The sequence below is a fragment of the Mannheimia granulomatis genome, assembly GCF_011455695.1.
In the GTDB taxonomy this organism is placed as follows: Bacteria; Pseudomonadota; Gammaproteobacteria; order Enterobacterales; family Pasteurellaceae; genus Mannheimia; species Mannheimia granulomatis_A.
This window is the reverse complement of sequence record NZ_CP015030.1, coordinates 1,843,832-1,861,211: the sequence shown is the minus strand read 5'-3', so window position 1 is coordinate 1,861,211 and position 17,380 is coordinate 1,843,832. Positions and strand designations below refer to the sequence as shown.

Here is a 17,380-nt window from a genome sequence, read left to right as displayed (position 1 = left end):
TGTATATTTTGAACAAATTATACATTTCTATACATTTCATTAGGAAAAACTGATTGCTTTTTACAATTTGAAATCAGATAATGCAAATATTCTTGCTCCTTATGATTTAAGAACAAGAATGTTACTAAAGAGTAATTTCTATACAAAAAATTTCTCTTTTAGGATAATTTTTGTATAATAGCTCTGACATTAGCTATCTTGCTTCTTGCATTGTTGAAGCATAAAGTTAAAGTTTTAATACTTTATTGTGGGTATTAAGAATTTATTTTAATCGATGACAATATTTAAGAGGATCATCAAAATGAAAAAAACATTAGTTGCATTAGCTGTATTATCTGCAGCAGCGGTAGCTCAAGCAGCTCCACAAGCTAACACTTTCTATGCAGGTGCTAAAGCAGGTTGGGCATCATTCCACGACGGTTTAACTCAATTCGATGCTAAAGACAACAAAGGTCAAGGCTACGGTATCAACCGTAACTCTGTAACTTACGGTGTATTTGGTGGTTACCAAATCTTAAACCAAAACAACTTTGGTTTAGCAACTGAGTTAGGTTATGACTATTTTGGTCGCGTACGTGGTAACACACAGTTTGATGGCGTGGAAAAACGTGCTGCTAAACACACAGCTCACGGTGCTCACTTAAGCTTAAAACCAAGCTATGAAATTGCTCCTAACTTAGATGTTTACGGTAAAGTAGGTGTTGCTTTAGTTCGTAACGACTACTATGTACAACAAAACGTAGCTAAAGATTCACGTATCAAAGCTCACAACTTAAAACCATCTCTATTATTAGGTGCTGGTCTTGAGTATGCAATTACTCCAGAATTAGCTGCACGTGTTGAATACCAATACTTAAACCGTGTTGGTAACTTAGATAAAGCTGCTCGTAAAACAGCAGGTATCGAAGGTACAAACTTCCAATACAGCCCAGATATCCACTCTGTATCTGCAGGTTTAACATACCGTTTCGGTCAAGGTGCTGCACCAGTTGAAGCGCCAGAAGTTGTAACTAAAAACTTCGCATTCAGCTCAGATGTTTTATTTGCTTTCGGTAAATCAAACTTAAAACCTGCAGCTGCAGCAGCTTTAGATGCAGCTCACACTGAAATCGGTAACTTAGGTTTAGCTAACCCAGCTATCCAAGTTAACGGTTACACAGACCGTATCGGTAAAGAAGCGGCTAACTTAAAACTTTCACAACGCCGTGCAGAAACAGTAGCTAACTACATCGTTTCTAAAGGTACTAACCCAGCTAACGTAACAGCTGTAGGTTACGGTGAAGCAAACCCAGTAACTGGCAACACTTGTGACGCAGTTAAAGGTCGTAAAGCATTAATCGCTTGCTTAGCACCAGACCGTCGTGTTGAAATCCAAGTTCAAGGTTCAAAAGAAGTAACTATGTAATTAGTGCTTCAATTGCAAAATTGAATAGAAAAAAAAGCCCGCTTGTTAGCGGGCTTTTTGTTCTCTAAATGTTATTTTAATAAATCTTTTAAGCTGGATTTCATTTTTGCTACTTGTTCTAAGTAGAGTTGTTTATTTTCCAATTCATCAGTTAATTGAATTATTGCTTCAGAAAGCGTTAAATTTTGGCTTTTAGCATATTTAGATAATCTCAACCAACTGGAATATTCTAAGTCTATGGATTTTTTCTTGGTCGTTTGCTTTTCAGCATTAAAAAAGCGTTTGCGTTTGGCTCGTACAGACTGTCGCATTTTTTTTCGTTGTTCGGCGGTCATTTCCGATTTGATCCATTTTTCCACTTCTTCCGGTGAGTCTTGTAAGGTGGAAAGCAGTTGTACTTTTAAGTCGATCAGACTTTGCTCTTCATATTTGGTAATGTTTTCGCCTTCTCGATGTTTTTTGAGTAGGTATTTCCATTTCCAAGTTGTTTCTTGAGTGATCAGTTTTTGGTATCGCATAGTCGTAAAATTAATAGAAAATATAAGCTATGTTTAGCAAGTATAGCGGAATTCTGTATAATAAACCAAATTTTCGATAACGAGGCAAATTTGTGACAATATCTTTACTCAATAGCCAAGCATTAACTGTACGACATGATTTCGCTCATCTAAATAAACGTGTTCGTTTTTTTGATTTTCAACTCCAAGCACAACAAGCGTTAGATCAATTTGTGCAAGCAGATTTTGGCTCTTTATTGGTGGTGAAATCAGAGCTATTTCCGGAGTTTTTAGCAGAAATTACCGATTATCTTGCTCAAAAAAATCAGCCGGTGATTACCAAAATGGATTTTAATAAGCATAATTTATTTGGTTATCATATTTTTTTGGAAAGAGAACATAAAACCGAATATGTAAGAGGGGCGATTCAAGCAGCAGATAATGGCATTTTGATTTTAAATATCAATTCACTTTTGCTTGATATTACTCAATGGGATAAATTAAAACAAGCTCTTTTATTTTCGGAATATGAATCTAATTCGGTGAATTATCCGCCTTACCCATTAGCCAAGGAAAAAACCAACTTTAAATTAATTTTAGTGGGTGAGCGAGATGATATTTCTACATTAATGGCCTATGATGACGGTTTGTATCAAATTGGGCAATATACTGAGATTAAGTCCTACTTATCTTTAAATAATCAGTATGAGGATTGGGCAAATTATATTCAAACCTATGCAAAAAAGATTATTCACAAAGGTTTGTCCTCGCAGGCGATGAACCAGTTTCTGCAGGCTTATATTAGAGAAAGTGAAAGTCGGGAATTGGTTTCTATTTCACCGGCTCTTTTGAAAAAGCATTTACTCGGTATTCAGAATTTTTATGCGAATTCAGCTGAAATTGATAATGTTGCCGATTACTTTACTTATTTAGAACAACAATCTGCGGTATTAAATGAATATACAGTGGCAGATATTTTGACTAATCAACTCTATATTGAAACAGAAGGAGAGGAGATTGGCCAAATCAATGGCTTATCGGTCATTGATTTTGACGGCATTCCACATAGTTTTGGGGAGCCTTTACGTATCAGCTGTAATGTGCAATATGGTGATGGAGAAATTCATGATATTGAGCGCAAGGTTGAACTTGGGGGGAATATCCACTCTAAAGGTATTATTCTTGCTCAATCTTGTTTAGCGAATTTATTGGAATTACCTACGCAATTACCGTTTTCTGCTTCTATTGCATTTGAGCAATCTTATGGAGAGATTGATGGAGATAGTTCATCGCTAGCAATTTTTAGCGTGTTGGTGAGTGCTTTATCCAAACTGGCACTACCGCAATCTATTGCTGTTACCGGTGCAATTGATCAATTTGGTAATGTATTGAGTGTAGGTGGCGTAAACCAGAAAATTGAAGGTTTCTTTAATATTTGCCAAGCTCGTCAATTGAATGGACAGCAAGGGGTGATTATTCCTGCTGCTTGTATGAGCCATCTTAGTTTAAAACGTGATGTTCTTAAGGCTGTTGAGCAAAATCAATTTAGAATTTGGACAGTAGAAAATGTATTTGATGCGTTAGAGATTCTATTTGGGCGAGATTTCTATGATGATGAGAAAGCAGTTAAAAGTGATAAAACCTCTTTATTCTCAATGATTCATCAGCAATTAGACGATCGGCATAATGATGATACAAGCGGTTCATTTTTTAGAAAAATTTACAAAAAACTCAAGTTTGACTGATCCGACAAGACAGCTTACAACTGTTCACTGAACTAAAAGTCTGTTACTATGAGCTATATTTCATAGCCATTGATATAACAGGCTTTTTTCTATTTATAGGATTTTAAAAAAAATGAACAGCTGTACACCCATTATTAAGCCAAGCTACACCTATGAAGAGCTTTTACTTTCAGGTAAAGGAGAATTATTCGGTGAAAAAGGTCCCCAATTACCTGCCCCACCAATGCTAATGATGGATCGCATCATTGAAATGAATACAGAAAAAGGTAATTTTGAAAAAGGTTATATTGAGGCTGAATTCGATATTAAGCCAGATTTATGGTTTTTTAATTGTCACTTTATTAATGATCCTGTTATGCCAGGTTGTTTGGGCTTGGACGCGATGTGGCAATTGGTTGGTTTCTACCTTGGCTGGATTGGCGGTGAAGGAAAAGGACGAGCGTTAGGGGTAGGTGAAGTAAAATTCACTGGGCAAATTTTACCGACAGCGAAAAAAGTAACTTACCGTATTCATATGAAACGTGTTGTGAACCGTAAATTGGTAATGGGTGTAGCCGATGGTGAAGTTGAGGTGGATGGTAGAGTAATCTACGCTGCAACAGATCTGAAAGTAGGTTTATTCCAAGATACTACCGTTTTTTAATGAAAAAATATTAATTTTGCGATCTGTGTCGAAAAATTAATTTCCTCTTATTTACAAAAATCTCTTAATTTATAAGATGCCCTCATAAAGAGGGCATTTTTTATGTATAAAGCAATTACCTTAATTGAACTATTAATTACAATGGTAATTATGGTTATTGTTGTTTATTTCATCTCACCAATCATTTTTACTTTTAAAGATAGAGTAGCATTAAATAGTGAAATTGAAAATATTCAGTCTTTTATTTATCAAATTCAAACAAAAGCTCGTTATAGCAAGCGAAATTACACTTTAACTCTTTCTCAAAATAACCAAAAATGGTGCATGATTGCTGTGAGGAAACCGGTAAATAACAATATACAGATTATTTGTGATTGTTTAAATAAACAATTTTGCTCCTTAAATGAAGAATATCATCTTTATCTTCCAACCCATAAAAATATTGTATTAAAGAATAAAAGTTTATTCCCAAAATCCTTTATTAATATTGATGGCGTAAGTGGTCAATTAGAATCTAAATGTATCTATATGAGTTTAAATCAAGAGAATGACATTTTGCAATTTGAGCAATTGGGACGTGTATATGTGGCAGAAAAAGGTAAACGTAGCACCTGTAAGGATTAATCAATCTGCATTTAGTTTAGTAGAAATATTAATTACAAGTGCTTTAGCTGCTTTTTTATTATTGCTACTTTCAAGTCTTTATAGTAATTTTTACCGTATGCAAATTAAGCAAAAAGAGCAACTTTATTTACAGTCGGAAGCTCATCAATTATTGCATTATTTCCGGCAGCATTTTCAACATATTGGTTATCAAGGCGATAAGAGAGAAGACAGTAATTTTGATTTATTTCAGCTAAATGGGCGAAGCGTGAATATTCCTCATAAAGGTTGTTTAATTGCATTTTATGATTTAAATCAAGACGGCTGTTTGGGAAATCGTAGAACAAAAATGACCGCTTGTAGAGTAGCGGATTTAAATCAAACAAAAGATATTTTAAAAGAGGTGTTTGCCTTTAAATTAGAGAATAAAGAAATTTATACCTTTTCTGGCAATTTTGATAATTGTATTAAGGATGAATGCCAAAAGTTATTAAATAGCTGTCAGGGTAGTTGGAGTAAATTTACCTCAGTTGATAACTTTAAAGTAAATCAATTAGCATTTAGCTGGAAAAAAATTCAATAGTCTATTGCAGGTAGAATTGGAATTAGAATCTATAAGAGAAGAGAATGTTTTTTATACTGTAAAAAGTTATGTTTTCTTATTAAATCATTAGAGGAAAAATGAAAAAAGCTCAAAACGGTAGTGTTTTATTGGTGGCATTAATACTGATTGCTTCTATCTTATCTATTTTATTTCTCAGTAAAGATAAATTTATTCAACAAAGTGCAATTGGGCATTTTTACGCTGAAAAAGCTCTTTTAGATAATTCTCAGTTTATCCATCTTTACCAAAAAGATAAAAGTGAAATTTGCCATGATTTAAAGAAAGTAGTAATTAATCAAAAGGAGATATCATCAAAGAGTTCTTATTTTTTGGTTTATCAATTTTCTTGTCGATTTAATAGCTTATTTAAAGATAAAAAGCCGACGAAAGAAAAGTATATTCATTTCAAAAGATTAGAAGATTATCTTGATTTATCTAATGTGAAAAAAGAGGAAATTTATTTTATTCGAAAGCTGTCCGAGTTGCCTGAAAGTACGATAGATGATCCTAAAATTGTGATAGCTCAAAATGAAATTAATGAAACTTTACCGCAAAATTTTTATGGTATTGTGATTACAGACTATCTCTTTGATATTACAGGGAAAAGGATGTATGGCACGCTTTATTCTTCTTATGATAACGAGCGGGAAGAACGTAATTTAACCTTTAAAAAAGAAGTACTGGCGAATTTGGAAATGAAATATTCCTATTGGGATTATTTGCCGAATTCGGAAAATTTCCTTGGGGTAGTTGATGAATAAATACAAGGCAGAAACTACCATTTCATTATTAGTTGCAATCAGCTTATTTGCGGTTATTGTGTTGGTATTTAGCCAATGGCAGTCGGTTCAAAACCGGCTGTTGAATAAGCAGTTTCAACAACAGCAAGCAGTACAAATTTTAGAAAATCAGATCGCTTTAAAATTAGCCCGTTTAGAATGTGAAAGCAGTCTGACACAAAATAGCGTATATTATCAAATTCAATGTTCATCAAATCAGCAAAGTGTTCGTTTTCCGCTTGGAAAAATTGAGCTGAATAATGATTGAATCACCTCTCGCTTTCGTGGACAATAATTCCTTCAGAGAGGTTATTATGTTTACACTTTACCAGTCCAATAAAATTTCATCTTTAGCTGAAATGCTTGTGAAGGTTCAGCAAGTGAACCCACTTGAAGATCCGTTTGAGGCGGAGACGATTTTAATTCAAAGTCAGGGGATGGCGCAGTGGCTACAAATGCAAATTGCTGAATTCAGTGGCATTATGGGTAACTGTGAATTTTTATATCCGACGACATTTCTGTGGCAGCAATATCGTTTGCTGTTTCCCGAACTGCCGAAAGAGAATATTTTTGAACGCTCTTCTATGGCTTGGCGGATTATGCGTTTACTGCCAAATAGCCTCTCGCAGCCGGAGTTTGAGTCATTAAAGCATTATTTGGCAGAACCAAATAATCAAGAGCAATACCAGCTTAAGCTCTATCAGCTCTCTGATAAAATTGCAGAATTATTTGACCAATATTTAGTTTATCGCCCTCATTGGTTGCTACATTGGGAAGAAGATAATCTACAAGCGGTCGAAAATGAGCTAAAAATTGCAATTGCAGGCAAGCATCAAGACCAAGCATTTATTTTTGCCGATATGAAATGGCAAAGTATATTATGGAAACAGCTGGTTAATGATCTCAAAGCTGATGCCGATAGTGCGGTTTTTATGACATCGCACCGTGGGTATTTGCAACAAAATTATTTTGATAAATTAGATAATCTGACAGCACAGGAAAAAGCCCGATTACCAAAACGTATAGCGATTTTTGGTATCTCTGCTTTTTCGCCATTGCAATTAGCTGTATTTAAGAAATTAAGCGAACATTGTGATATCCACATTTTTTTCCTTAATCCAAGTGAAAAATATTGGGGAGACAGCATTGAGGATAAGGTTTGGCAAAAGCTGGCGTTAACCAACAAAATTTCTACTTCAGATCTTGAAAATTTATTGGCTGAACAAAGCAATAAGTTATTAAATCTTTGGGGGAAGCAAGGAAGAGACTTCTTAGCCCAACTGATGGAATTTGAGCCGAATACTATCGATGCATTTGTGGAGCCGGAGGATGATTGTAATCTCAATAAAATTAAAAAACAGATCTTCAGTTCAGAAAATCAAGCAACGATTACTGAATTAAGCAACGATCATTCGATTCAGATTCATGCCTGCCATAGTCCGATGAGAGAAGTAGAAGTGCTGCATAACCAGTTGCTTAATCTGTTTGAGAAAGACAAAACATTGCTGCCGAAAGATATTATGGTGATGTCTCCAGATATCAACAAATATGCTCCTTATATTGATGCAGTATTCTCTCGCTATGCAGGAGCTAATCGAGATCCTCGTTATATTCCGTTTTCATTATCAGATCAGGCATTTACTCAAATTGATCCGATTATTGCAAGTTTTTTGCAACTATTGGCGATGAAGGAAAGCGACTTTAAAGCGGAAGATCTATTTGATTTATTGGAAATTAATGCTATTGCAGAACGTTTCCATTTTAACCAAGAACATATCCATACTTTACGCACTTGGGCAAAAAAAGCCGGTATTCGTGCCGGATTAGATATTAACCGACCTCATTGGCAAAACTATAACTCATGGGAAAACGGCTTAAATCGCTTATTACTGGGTTCAAGTCTAAAAGAAGAAAATGGCATTTGGGAAAATACGCTTGCCTTTGGTGATAGCTATGGTTTAAATGCCGAGCTGGTTGGTGGGCTTGCTGATTTTATTTCTCATCTATTGGAATGGGTGAAGTTATTACAACAGCCACATTCATTAATACAGTGGCATCAAGCAATCAGACAGTTGATTGCGAGCATATATCATGAAAATGCAGAGAATACGGCTTCTATTTTATTGTTAAATGCAGTAAATGATCAGATTTTTGAACAAGCGGAAGCTAGCGCCTTTAGTGATAATCTGCAGATTGAGATTATTGAATTACTGTTTAATCGGCAGCTTAATCAACATGCGCAAACTTTAAATTTTTTAGTAGGTAGAGTCAATTTTGCTACTCTATTACCGATGAGAGCTATTCCGTTTAAAGTAGTTTGTTTACTTGGTATGAATGAAGCGGACTTTCCCCGTCAGCAGCAGATAAACAGTTTTGATTTGATGCAATATGCACCGCAAAAAGGTGATAGGGCTAAGCGTGATGATGATCGCTATCTTTTTTTAGAAGCCTTACTTTCAGCACAAAAAGTGTTTTATATTAGTTATGTAGGGCAATCGCAAAAAGATGGCAAAGAGATGCTACCCTCTATTTTAGTCTCGCAACTATTAGATGTGATTGATGAGTATTTAGTGCCAGAGCTGCGACAAGTTGGAAAAGCTTCCAGCATGCTTGTGAGAAAACAGCCGTTAACTGTATTTAGCAAGAAAAACTTCACACAGCCACACGATTATGCTTATAACGCAGAGTGGATTATTCCCAATACATTAGATTATCGAGATTTTCTAAATGAGCCGTTACAAATCGAAAGTATGCCACATACGTTAGAGATTGGTTTGCTTATTCGCTTTTTGCAAAATCCGGTGAAATACTTTTTCCATCATGTGCTTGGTGTTACTTTCGAGCAATATGATAACAGCATAGAGGAAACAGAAATTTTTGCGATGTCAGGTTTAGAGCGTTACGATTTGTTAGAAGATCTACTGCCGGTGAGTACAACAGAACAAGCTACTTTCTTTGAGAAAGAGAAGTTAAAAGGTAACTTGCCGGCATCAAATTTTGCAGAAATGGCAAAACAAGATCTTTTGAGTAAAATTTCGGAAATACGCCAAGCTTTATCCGATTATTTAGTGCGAGAAAGTGCAGTATTAGCATTTAGCCAGCCCTATTTTTTAAGCAAGAGGGAAATCCTACTTACCGCGAATATTGCCAATATTTATGGAGACGATATTGTTCTGTGGCGAGTAGGTGGGCTGCGAGATAAAGATAGAATTCAAGCTTGGATATATCATCTATTGATGACTATTTATCAGCCCAATAAAAAGGTGAAGTTTTATTATCGTAATGGGGAACAGGCAGGTTTGCTTTATTTTGATGAGCTAAGCCGGGAAGAGGCTGATGAGCAATTCACAATTTATCTTAATGCTTATTTACAGGGTTTATCACAAGTCCAGTTGGTGATTTATGGCAAGTTGAGTACTTATTTTAATGCCAAGGTGCAAGATCCGGAAAAGACGATAGCAGATTTAGCTGAAGATCGAGATGGTGCTTACTTAACCCGTATTTTGCGGCAAAGCCGTCAGCTGGATTATGGCACAATTCATCAAACTACATTAGATTGGTTTAGCTTGATGCATGAGAAAACTAAATTAGAAAATTAATCGACAAGAGGCTGTTTTTAAAGACTTTTTTGCATAATTGCTGACTAGTTGTCTTTGATAAGCGCTTATTTTAGTGATTGCTTATTATTCAGCCGCACGTATAGAATTTTCCTCATAGTTGAGTGTCAGAGTTTACAAAAGATATTTATATTTTAGTGTGTGATAGTTTAAAAGGAGCGTTATGAAATTATCTCTTTCCACCAAATTGATTGCAGCGGTATTAGCGGCAAACTTAGTCATACCAAATGCCTTTGCCGAAGTCGCAAAAAATCCAGAAAAAACGACCGCTAGTCAACAAGCTCAACAGCCTTTAGGTTTTCAACTACTTAAAGAAAGCATAAATAAAAGCCCGAATGATAAAGCGATCTATCAAGGGATTAAGCTTGATAATGGCATGACAGTACTGCTTATTTCCGATGAAAATGCGAATAAATCGTTGATGTCTGCTATTATTCCTATTGGCTCAATGGACGATCCTATTTCACAGCAAGGACTGGCACACTACCTTGAACATATGATATTAATGGGATCTAAAAATTACCCTGAAACCAACAGTTTAGATGCCTTTTTAACCAAAAATGGCGGCATGAATAATGCCTCAACCGCTTCCCATCGAACTGCTTACTATCTGCAGGTCAATAATGATGCTTTTTCTGAAGCTGTAGCTCGTATGGCAGATACACTTGCCTTCCCACTCTTATTAGAAAGCAATGCAAAAAAAGAAGTGAATGCTGTAAATGCGGAAATGGTGCGAGCAAAATCGCATGACGGCCATTTGTTGCATAGTGTAAATTTAGCTACCTCCAATCCGGCTCATCCTGCGACTAAATTTGCGGTCGGTAATAATGTAACCTTGTCAGATAAGCCGGATAGCAAATTACAAACTGAGCTGGAGCAATTCTATAAACAGCATTATTCGGCGAATTTGTTTAAAGTTGTACTCTATTCTAATCAGTCGATAGATCAGCTGGCAAAACTTGCTGCATCAACCTTGGGCAAAATGGAAAACAAAAATCTGACTGTTCCACAGACCTCAGAGCCTCTATATCGTGAGGAAGATAAGTCCGTATTTATTCAATATAAGCCGGTAAAATCGACCAAAATGTTGGTAATTGGCTTTGATTTTCCAAATGATGAGCAGCAATTCAAACATAAAAGCGGCGAATATCTTGCCTATGTATTAAATAATAATACAGAGGGGACTTTGTCTGATTATTTAATTAAACAAGGCTTATCTGATGGGGAGATTGAGGCGGTTAACACGGCAAATATTGGGCGCGATCGTGGTGCTTTTCAGATTTATATTGAGCTAACCGATAAGGGATTAGCGGAAAAAGATCGGGTTATTTCATTGGTCTTCCAACAAATTGAACAAATTAAACAGCAGGGGATCCAAGAAAGTTATTTCAACGAAGTGAAAGAAAGCCTTAAGCAAAAATTCCAACATTTACAGTCTGAGAAAAATATGGACTTTGTTGAATTTATTTCCGATCAGATGCTTTATTATCCGTTAGAACATGTTATTGATGAAAGCTATCTTACTGAGACTATAGATAAGCAAGCTATTAATGAAAAATTAGCAGGCATGAATATTGAAAATGCGAGAATTTTATTAGTCAGTGATGATGCTGTTACCGATAAGAAAAGTCAGTATTTTGAGGCAGATTATTCAATTGCCAAAATTAGCGAAGCACAAAAACAGAGATGGTTGGATTTTAACCAAAATCCAACGCTTAAGTTGCCTGCTCTTAACCCATATTTCACTACAGATTTTTCGTTAAATAAGGTTGAAAAAGGCTTAACGAAGCCGAAGTTGATTCGAGAACAACAAGGTGATTTAGTTTATTCGATGCCAAGTGCCTATTTTGGCAGCGATCCTAAAGCACAGATTAGTATGGTATTTAATGTTAATCCTCGCGCAGATGATTTAAAAACATTAGCTTCAGCTTCTATCTTAAATTATATGAATCAGTTGGCTCAAACTGAGCTTAATTTCCAATCGTCTGTTGCCGGAATGAATTTAAAGGTGCAGCCGGGTACTAATGGCTTAGTGGTTTCTGCTGATGGCTATACGCAAAACTTACCTAAGTTAATTGTAGATAGCGTTACGCAATTTAGTAAATTTGAATTAAGCGAAGAGATGTTGATGCAAGCTAAGCAGCATTTACACCAAGCCTTAGATCGTAGTGAGAAAGAGAACAGCCTGAATCAAGCAAATGCTGCGTTAAAAAGTTTTGCCGGCTACCCTTATTTTGAGATGGATAAACAGCGTAAAGCGATTGATCAAATTACCCTTGGTGATATTCAGAAGCTACGTCATCGATTATTAAATGAGGCAAGTGGCTTTAAGTTACTATCGGTAGGTAATCTTTCTAACGAGCAAGTTTTATCGCTGTCAGACCAAGTACAAGCGGTGATAAAAAGCAAAAAATCTGCAAATGCGACAGGGCAATATGTAGATATTCATCAGAGTCAGCGTAAGCTCAATTTCATTAAAAAAGTACCGAATGAAGATAATGCTTTATTAATGGCATTTTTACCAAACGGCTATGCAGAATTAGAGGGATTAGTGCGAGCCAGATTATTGAGAAGTATTATTTCCCGCTGGTATTTTGACGATTTGCGTACAGATAAACAATTAGGCTATGTGGTTTATGCAACGGATTTAATGATTGGCAAAACTGCGGGTATTCAGTTTATGGTACAAAGCCCAAATACTACACCGGCAGGTGTTTTAACACATAATGAACGCTTCTTTAAACAAAGCAAGGAAAAGTTAGAGAACTTATCTGATGAAGAGTTTGCTAAATATCGTGAGAGTCTGGTGGAGCAATTACAGTATAAACCGGAATCTCTGGCGGAAGAGTTTGCAGAATTTGGGTTGGATTTTAGTCAAAATAATAAGAAATTTGACCGCTTGCAGAAAGTAATTGCCCTTACTAAAAACTTAACCAAAGCGGATATTCTGGATTTCTATCAAAAAGCAGTCATTAATCAGCAAGGTTTTGTTTTTGTCAGCCAAGCAGTAGGCACTAAAACTAAGGCGGAAGATGTTGCTAAGTTTAAAGATTTCGAGCAGGTTGAAAGTATTGAAAAACTACAACGTGAGTTTGAAATCAAAGATTACTAAATTGATATTAAAAATAAAACCGACCCAATGGTCGGTTTTTTATCTAATGTCAAAGCTGATTATTCATTAATGTCGCTTAAATCAAGCAATTCTGGTGATAAGATAATGCCGGTTAAATCTGCATAAATATAATCTTCCGGGAAGAAAGTAACACCACCGAAATTGACCGGTGTATCGACCTCGCCCACATCTGTGTTATCTGCACCTACCGGAATAGGGGCAAGAGCGTGAATACCGATATCTAATTTTTCCAAAATATCCAGTTGGCGAACCGCACCATAAACGATAATGCCTTCCCAGCCGTTATCAACAGCAAGCTGAGCCAATTCCGCATCAATTAATGCACGACGAACGGCACCACCGCCATCAACTAATAACACTCGCCCTTCGCCGTCTTCTTCCAATACTTCTGCTATTAAGCCGTTACTTTCAAAACACTTGACCGTTGTGATCTTACCGAAGAAAGATGACGCACCGCCAAAGCTGGAGAAAATCGGTTCAACAACATCAACTTGATCAGAATAAAGATCGCACAGTTCAGAGGTATCAATACGCATAATATGCTCCTGTTTTCAACTCGTTTTGTAAGAGTATAAACCTTCGCTTAGAATTTGCAAAATTTTATCTAAAAACGACCGCTTGTTTTAATCTTTAGTCTCAAGGGCACCACTTTTAATATGCAATTCCATTTGGTTGTAAGGAATGGATACGCCGGCATTACTAAATTCTAATTTTACCTGTTCAATAATTTCCCAATAAGCTGGCCAATAATTAGGTGTTTGTACCCAAGGGCGAGCCACTAATTGTACGCTATGTGGGGCTAAAGCACCTACAGCAATTACCGGAGCAGGATCTTTTAATACATAAGTATTTGTTTCTAAGATATGTTGCAGAATCTCTTTTGCCTCTTTTAAATTTGATTCATAAGAGATATCAAAGGTAAAATCAATTCGTCGGGTTGGATTATTTGAGTAATTCACAATGCTATCAGAGAACACTTTGCTGTTCGGTAACAACACAGTTTTATTATCTCCAGTGCGAAGTTCTAACACTAAAAGTCCCATTTGTTCTACCACACCACTCATTCCACCTGTTTCAATTAAATCGCCTTTACGGAATGGTTTGAAAATTAAAAGCATCACGCCTGCAGCAAAGTTTTGTAGCGAGTTTTGCAGAGATAAACCGATCGCCAAGCCTGCTGCACCGATTAATGCGACAAGTGAGCTGGTATTAATACCTAATTGCGAGAGTGAGGCAATTACTACAATTAAAAGCAGTAAGAAATAGCTTATAGATGAAATAAAACTTTGTAGCATCTCATCTTTAGTCGATTTTAATGCGGCTTTACCTAATAAATTACTGATAATTCGTGCTAAGAATTTACCCACTGCAAAAATCACGATCGCAAGGACGATTTTTGTGCCGTAAGGGATAATCCACTCATTGAGTATAGTGTTGAAATCCATATTGCTGACTTTATTGATCACTTTTTCTGTTTCAGCAACAACATTGATATTTGGTGTAGTTTCAGTAGCTTTTTCTGCTGACATTTTATTTTCCTTAAAAAGTTGATATTTTCTCAACGTAATAGCTGAGGCTGGAAAGAAATAATTCCATTGTATTAAATATGAATTAATACAATGGAATTATAATTAGTACGGCACTAAAATAAATCTTTTATTACAAAACTTTGCAAGAATGGTAATTACCACTCATATTTTGCACCGAGCCAAAATTGTCTACCGGCTCGGTATGTTTGGTAATAATTTTCATCATCTGTCGTGATCTTATTTGCGAGTAACTTACGATTAAGCACATTAAGTACACTTACATTAACTGAAAATGCTTTATGTTGCCCTAGTTCTTTTTTCCAATTAAAGAACCAGTCAAGCGTAGTGTGGCTTGGTTTTGCTGTTTCATATACACGAGCAACCAATCCCTCATAGTTGTTACATACCGATTTTTCAGAAGTACATCTAAAACCTTTAAAGGTATAATCTTTACTAGATGATTCATAATTAATACGCTGTACCCAGTTTAAATTGAGTGATGGAAAATAACTTTCTAACTGTAAATAGCCTTTCCAAGGAGTATTGAAGTTTCTTGCAGGAAGATATTCAATTGATTGTAATTTATCTTTATGAAGCATTTTAGTTATGCCGTAATCTTTCCAATCTCGCTGGGTGTAATCATTTGTTTGATTAGTTTTACTCTTATTCAAAGCAACACCGAATTGCCATTTAAGAGCCATAAAAGACAAATCGATAGGTTCGATACTTTCTATTTCTAAACTAAAGGTATTATGTTTACTTCGTCCTGAATTAGATAGCCAACGTTGTTGGGGTTTTATATCAGAATCAATTTGGGTCATAAACTGATCTTTGCTGTTGCGTTGCACCCATTTGAATGTCCATAAGCTATTTGAAATTTTTTGACTGATTCCGGCATTAATCTCATCGCTATAAGGTGTTTTAAGTTTACTTCCTTTATAGGCAATATGTAAGGTGGATTTGTCCAGCTCCCAAGGGCTATTGTAGGATTTTCTACTATATGTATCTTCAAAATTAAATGAAGAACGTAATTTATAATCAACTAAATCTCCTGCGTAGTAGCGATTGAAACCAGCGATAAGATGAGTTTGGTCTTTACCTAACAGGTTATAATCAATATAACTTCTTGGAGCAATGTTCCACTTACGGGTAAATTGCGTGTAGTCAAACCGTACGCCCGGCACAAAAGTGAAGTTATTCCACACTATTTTATCTTGTAAATATGATGCTATACGGTTATGTTTCACCTTTCCATCTATCGGTAAGTAATGAATCCTATATTTGAAATATTGTTCTTTGGGAATACAATATGTACAGTTTTCATTCTTGAACATCTCGTCTTCATAATAGTCAGCAGCTCCGGTGTACTGCTTTGCAAGTTTAGGTTGCTTTAATCTCGATGTATTTTGTTGCCATTCCCAACCGGCACTCATTTCATGAATAGTGCTGCCGATTTCAAATTTATTGAAATCTAGATTTTGTTTTAGCTGCAAACTTTGTTGCTGAGTATAACGTTTACCGATACCACCTTTTGTCGCTTCTCCTGTATTTGGATCAGAAATCCAATCAATACTTTTGGTTTTAGTATAACGGTAAAGCGTATCTGAATCGTATTTCGTTTGATTTCGGTTATTTCGATAAGCTAACTCGCTAGTGAGTAAGCCAAGATCGTTATAATTCTCCCATTTAATATTAGTTAAAAAACCACCGCCACTTAATCTAAAACGACCATCTACTGCGTTTTCCAGATATTCATCTGCTTGATGAGTAGAGTAAATTCCATTAATAGTTAAACGGTTATTCTCATTTAATTCATTTTTATAACTTGCAAATAACGTTTCGTTACGACGATAGCGATTAGTCCATTTGTGCAAATATTGTTGATGCTGAGGAACAGAACTTTGCTGGCGACTATAAGCGAAAAGTAATCCGGAATGATCTGTCAGCGGTTGATTTAACTGAATGCTATATTCGTGCTTAGTAAATTTAGGTTGTAATAAAGGTGAATTAGCACGATAAAATTCATTTTTATACTGCCCTTCCAGGTGGAATTTAGTCCAAGCATCTCGGGTTGTTCGGTAAGATACAGAACCGGATGCGCGTTTGAAATCAGGTTCTTTTAATTTTGCATTCACTACCCCGCCGGTAAAGTTTCCATATTGGCTAGGCACATTACGGTCATAAACCTCTAACGTATCAACTAGATCGGTACTCAACCAAAATGCTTGAGGATGCCCTGCAGGCATATATTGAGAATCAATCGTTTTAGTCATATCAGATGCTAATAATGAATCTTCACCCAAGCCGATAGGATTCACATTGTCATTAATTCCCAAGCCATTTATCATAAAATTATTATTGTAATAACGCTCACCATGAAATGAGATATTTTGTGGGGCAATTTCTCCTAATGTATTCCCGTTTTTGTTATTGGAAACTCGGAGTGATGGTAAATATGTAAGTACGTCGCTAATATTTGAATTAGCTTGCAGCTTATTTGCCAAATTTTTTTGATTGATATGATATTTACCTGCAAAAGGCATATTTGCTTTAACATGAACGGTATCAAGTTCTATCTCTGCATAGAGTTTGGCACTCACTAGACAGGCTAACACAGGTAGGGTAATTTTTACTAATTTCATTTTAAGCCTTGTTTATATTGTGGGTATTCGCTGTGTATTTTAGATAAGGGATAAAATAATTCAATAAATTTTTTGTGGCTATTGGGGTTTTGTTTGCAAGATAGACTATTTTTGTTCAAGATGTAAATTCCTAACAGAATTTAACCGCTTGTAGTCTTTTAATTAATGGTATTGTGTTAGAAT

13 protein-coding genes are annotated in these 17,380 nt (G+C 35.7%); 9 read left to right on the top strand and 4 right to left on the bottom strand.

The genetic code is table 11. The features are described from left to right. Positions 1-301 precede the first annotated feature (301 nt). Positions 302-1,405 (top strand): porin OmpA, encoded by a 1,104-nt coding sequence (ompA, locus tag A4G16_RS08900; RefSeq protein WP_165889574.1) that lies wholly within the window; start codon positions 302-304, stop codon positions 1,403-1,405. Between the two features lie 71 nt (positions 1,406-1,476). Here the strand turns inward: ompA and matP are convergent, their stop codons facing one another. Further along, positions 1,477-1,923 (bottom strand): macrodomain Ter protein MatP, encoded by a 447-nt coding sequence (gene matP / locus A4G16_RS08895; RefSeq protein ID WP_027073541.1) that lies wholly within the window; start codon positions 1,921-1,923, stop codon positions 1,477-1,479. A 92-nt stretch (positions 1,924-2,015) separates the two neighbouring features. Between matP and A4G16_RS08890 the strand changes: the two genes are divergently transcribed. The 8 genes from A4G16_RS08890 to ptrA all read left to right on the top strand — a co-directional run bounded on the left by A4G16_RS08890 (position 2,016) and on the right by ptrA (position 13,005). Continuing rightward, positions 2,016-3,647, top strand: coding sequence for an AAA family ATPase (locus tag A4G16_RS08890; protein WP_165889573.1), 1,632 nt, complete (start codon positions 2,016-2,018; stop codon positions 3,645-3,647). Positions 3,648-3,759: 112 nt separating this feature from the next. Continuing rightward, the gene (gene fabA / locus A4G16_RS08885) at positions 3,760-4,290 is read left to right on the top strand and encodes a bifunctional 3-hydroxydecanoyl-ACP dehydratase/trans-2-decenoyl-ACP isomerase (protein ID WP_165889572.1); all 531 of its coding nucleotides are present in this window, start codon (positions 3,760-3,762) and stop codon (positions 4,288-4,290) included. A 102-nt stretch (positions 4,291-4,392) separates the two neighbouring features. Further along, a complete protein-coding gene (locus A4G16_RS08880; RefSeq protein WP_165889571.1) occupies positions 4,393-4,914 on the top strand; it encodes a pilus assembly FimT family protein in 522 nt (173 codons plus the stop codon). Then, positions 4,874-5,476, top strand: coding sequence for a hypothetical protein (locus A4G16_RS08875; RefSeq protein ID WP_336217362.1), 603 nt, complete (start codon positions 4,874-4,876; stop codon positions 5,474-5,476). The genes A4G16_RS08880 and A4G16_RS08875 overlap by 41 nt, the downstream gene beginning before the upstream one ends. Positions 5,477-5,574: 98 nt before the next feature. Further along, positions 5,575-6,258, top strand: coding sequence for a DUF2572 family protein (locus tag A4G16_RS08870; RefSeq protein WP_165889570.1), 684 nt, complete (start codon positions 5,575-5,577; stop codon positions 6,256-6,258). Beyond that, positions 6,251-6,544 carry a DUF5374 domain-containing protein gene (locus A4G16_RS08865; RefSeq protein WP_165889569.1) on the top strand — a complete coding sequence of 98 codons (294 nt, stop codon included), beginning with the start codon at positions 6,251-6,253 and terminating at the stop codon, positions 6,542-6,544. The genes A4G16_RS08870 and A4G16_RS08865 overlap by 8 nt, the downstream gene beginning before the upstream one ends. Positions 6,545-6,590: 46 nt before the next feature. Then, entirely contained in the window at positions 6,591-9,875 is a 3,285-nt protein-coding gene (gene recC / locus A4G16_RS08860; protein WP_165889568.1) for an exodeoxyribonuclease V subunit gamma, read from the top strand. A gap of 181 nt (positions 9,876-10,056) precedes the next feature. Continuing rightward, the gene (gene ptrA / locus A4G16_RS08855) at positions 10,057-13,005 is read left to right on the top strand and encodes a pitrilysin (RefSeq protein ID WP_165889567.1); all 2,949 of its coding nucleotides are present in this window, start codon (positions 10,057-10,059) and stop codon (positions 13,003-13,005) included. Between the two features lie 59 nt (positions 13,006-13,064). Here the strand turns inward: ptrA and rraA are convergent, their stop codons facing one another. The 3 genes from rraA to A4G16_RS08840 form a co-directional block, all read right to left on the bottom strand. After that, entirely contained in the window at positions 13,065-13,562 is a 498-nt protein-coding gene (gene rraA / locus A4G16_RS08850) for a ribonuclease E activity regulator RraA (protein ID WP_027073549.1), read from the bottom strand. An 87-nt stretch (positions 13,563-13,649) separates the two neighbouring features. Next, positions 13,650-14,555, bottom strand: a complete 906-nt coding sequence (locus A4G16_RS08845) for a mechanosensitive ion channel family protein (RefSeq protein ID WP_165889566.1) — start codon at positions 14,553-14,555, stop codon at positions 13,650-13,652. Positions 14,556-14,710: 155 nt separating this feature from the next. After that, a complete protein-coding gene (locus A4G16_RS08840; RefSeq protein WP_237052414.1) occupies positions 14,711-17,029 on the bottom strand; it encodes a TonB-dependent receptor plug domain-containing protein in 2,319 nt (772 codons plus the stop codon). Positions 17,030-17,380 lie beyond the last annotated feature (351 nt).

Coding starts and splice junctions, on each gene's coding strand:
- A4G16_RS08845 (WP_165889566.1), bottom strand. CDS start 14,555: ATGTCAGCAGAAAAAGCTACTGAAACTACACCAAATATCAATGTTGTT.
- recC (WP_165889568.1), top strand. CDS start 6,591: ATGTTTACACTTTACCAGTCCAATAAAATTTCATCTTTAGCTGAAATG.
- A4G16_RS08865 (WP_165889569.1), top strand. CDS start 6,251: ATGAATAAATACAAGGCAGAAACTACCATTTCATTATTAGTTGCAATC.
- A4G16_RS08880 (WP_165889571.1), top strand. CDS start 4,393: ATGTATAAAGCAATTACCTTAATTGAACTATTAATTACAATGGTAATT.
- ompA (WP_165889574.1), top strand. CDS start 302: ATGAAAAAAACATTAGTTGCATTAGCTGTATTATCTGCAGCAGCGGTA.
- matP (WP_027073541.1), bottom strand. CDS start 1,923: ATGCGATACCAAAAACTGATCACTCAAGAAACAACTTGGAAATGGAAA.
- A4G16_RS08875 (WP_336217362.1), top strand. CDS start 4,874: ATGTGGCAGAAAAAGGTAAACGTAGCACCTGTAAGGATTAATCAATCT.
- rraA (WP_027073549.1), bottom strand. CDS start 13,562: ATGCGTATTGATACCTCTGAACTGTGCGATCTTTATTCTGATCAAGTT.
- fabA (WP_165889572.1), top strand. CDS start 3,760: ATGAACAGCTGTACACCCATTATTAAGCCAAGCTACACCTATGAAGAG.
- A4G16_RS08870 (WP_165889570.1), top strand. CDS start 5,575: ATGAAAAAAGCTCAAAACGGTAGTGTTTTATTGGTGGCATTAATACTG.
- ptrA (WP_165889567.1), top strand. CDS start 10,057: ATGAAATTATCTCTTTCCACCAAATTGATTGCAGCGGTATTAGCGGCA.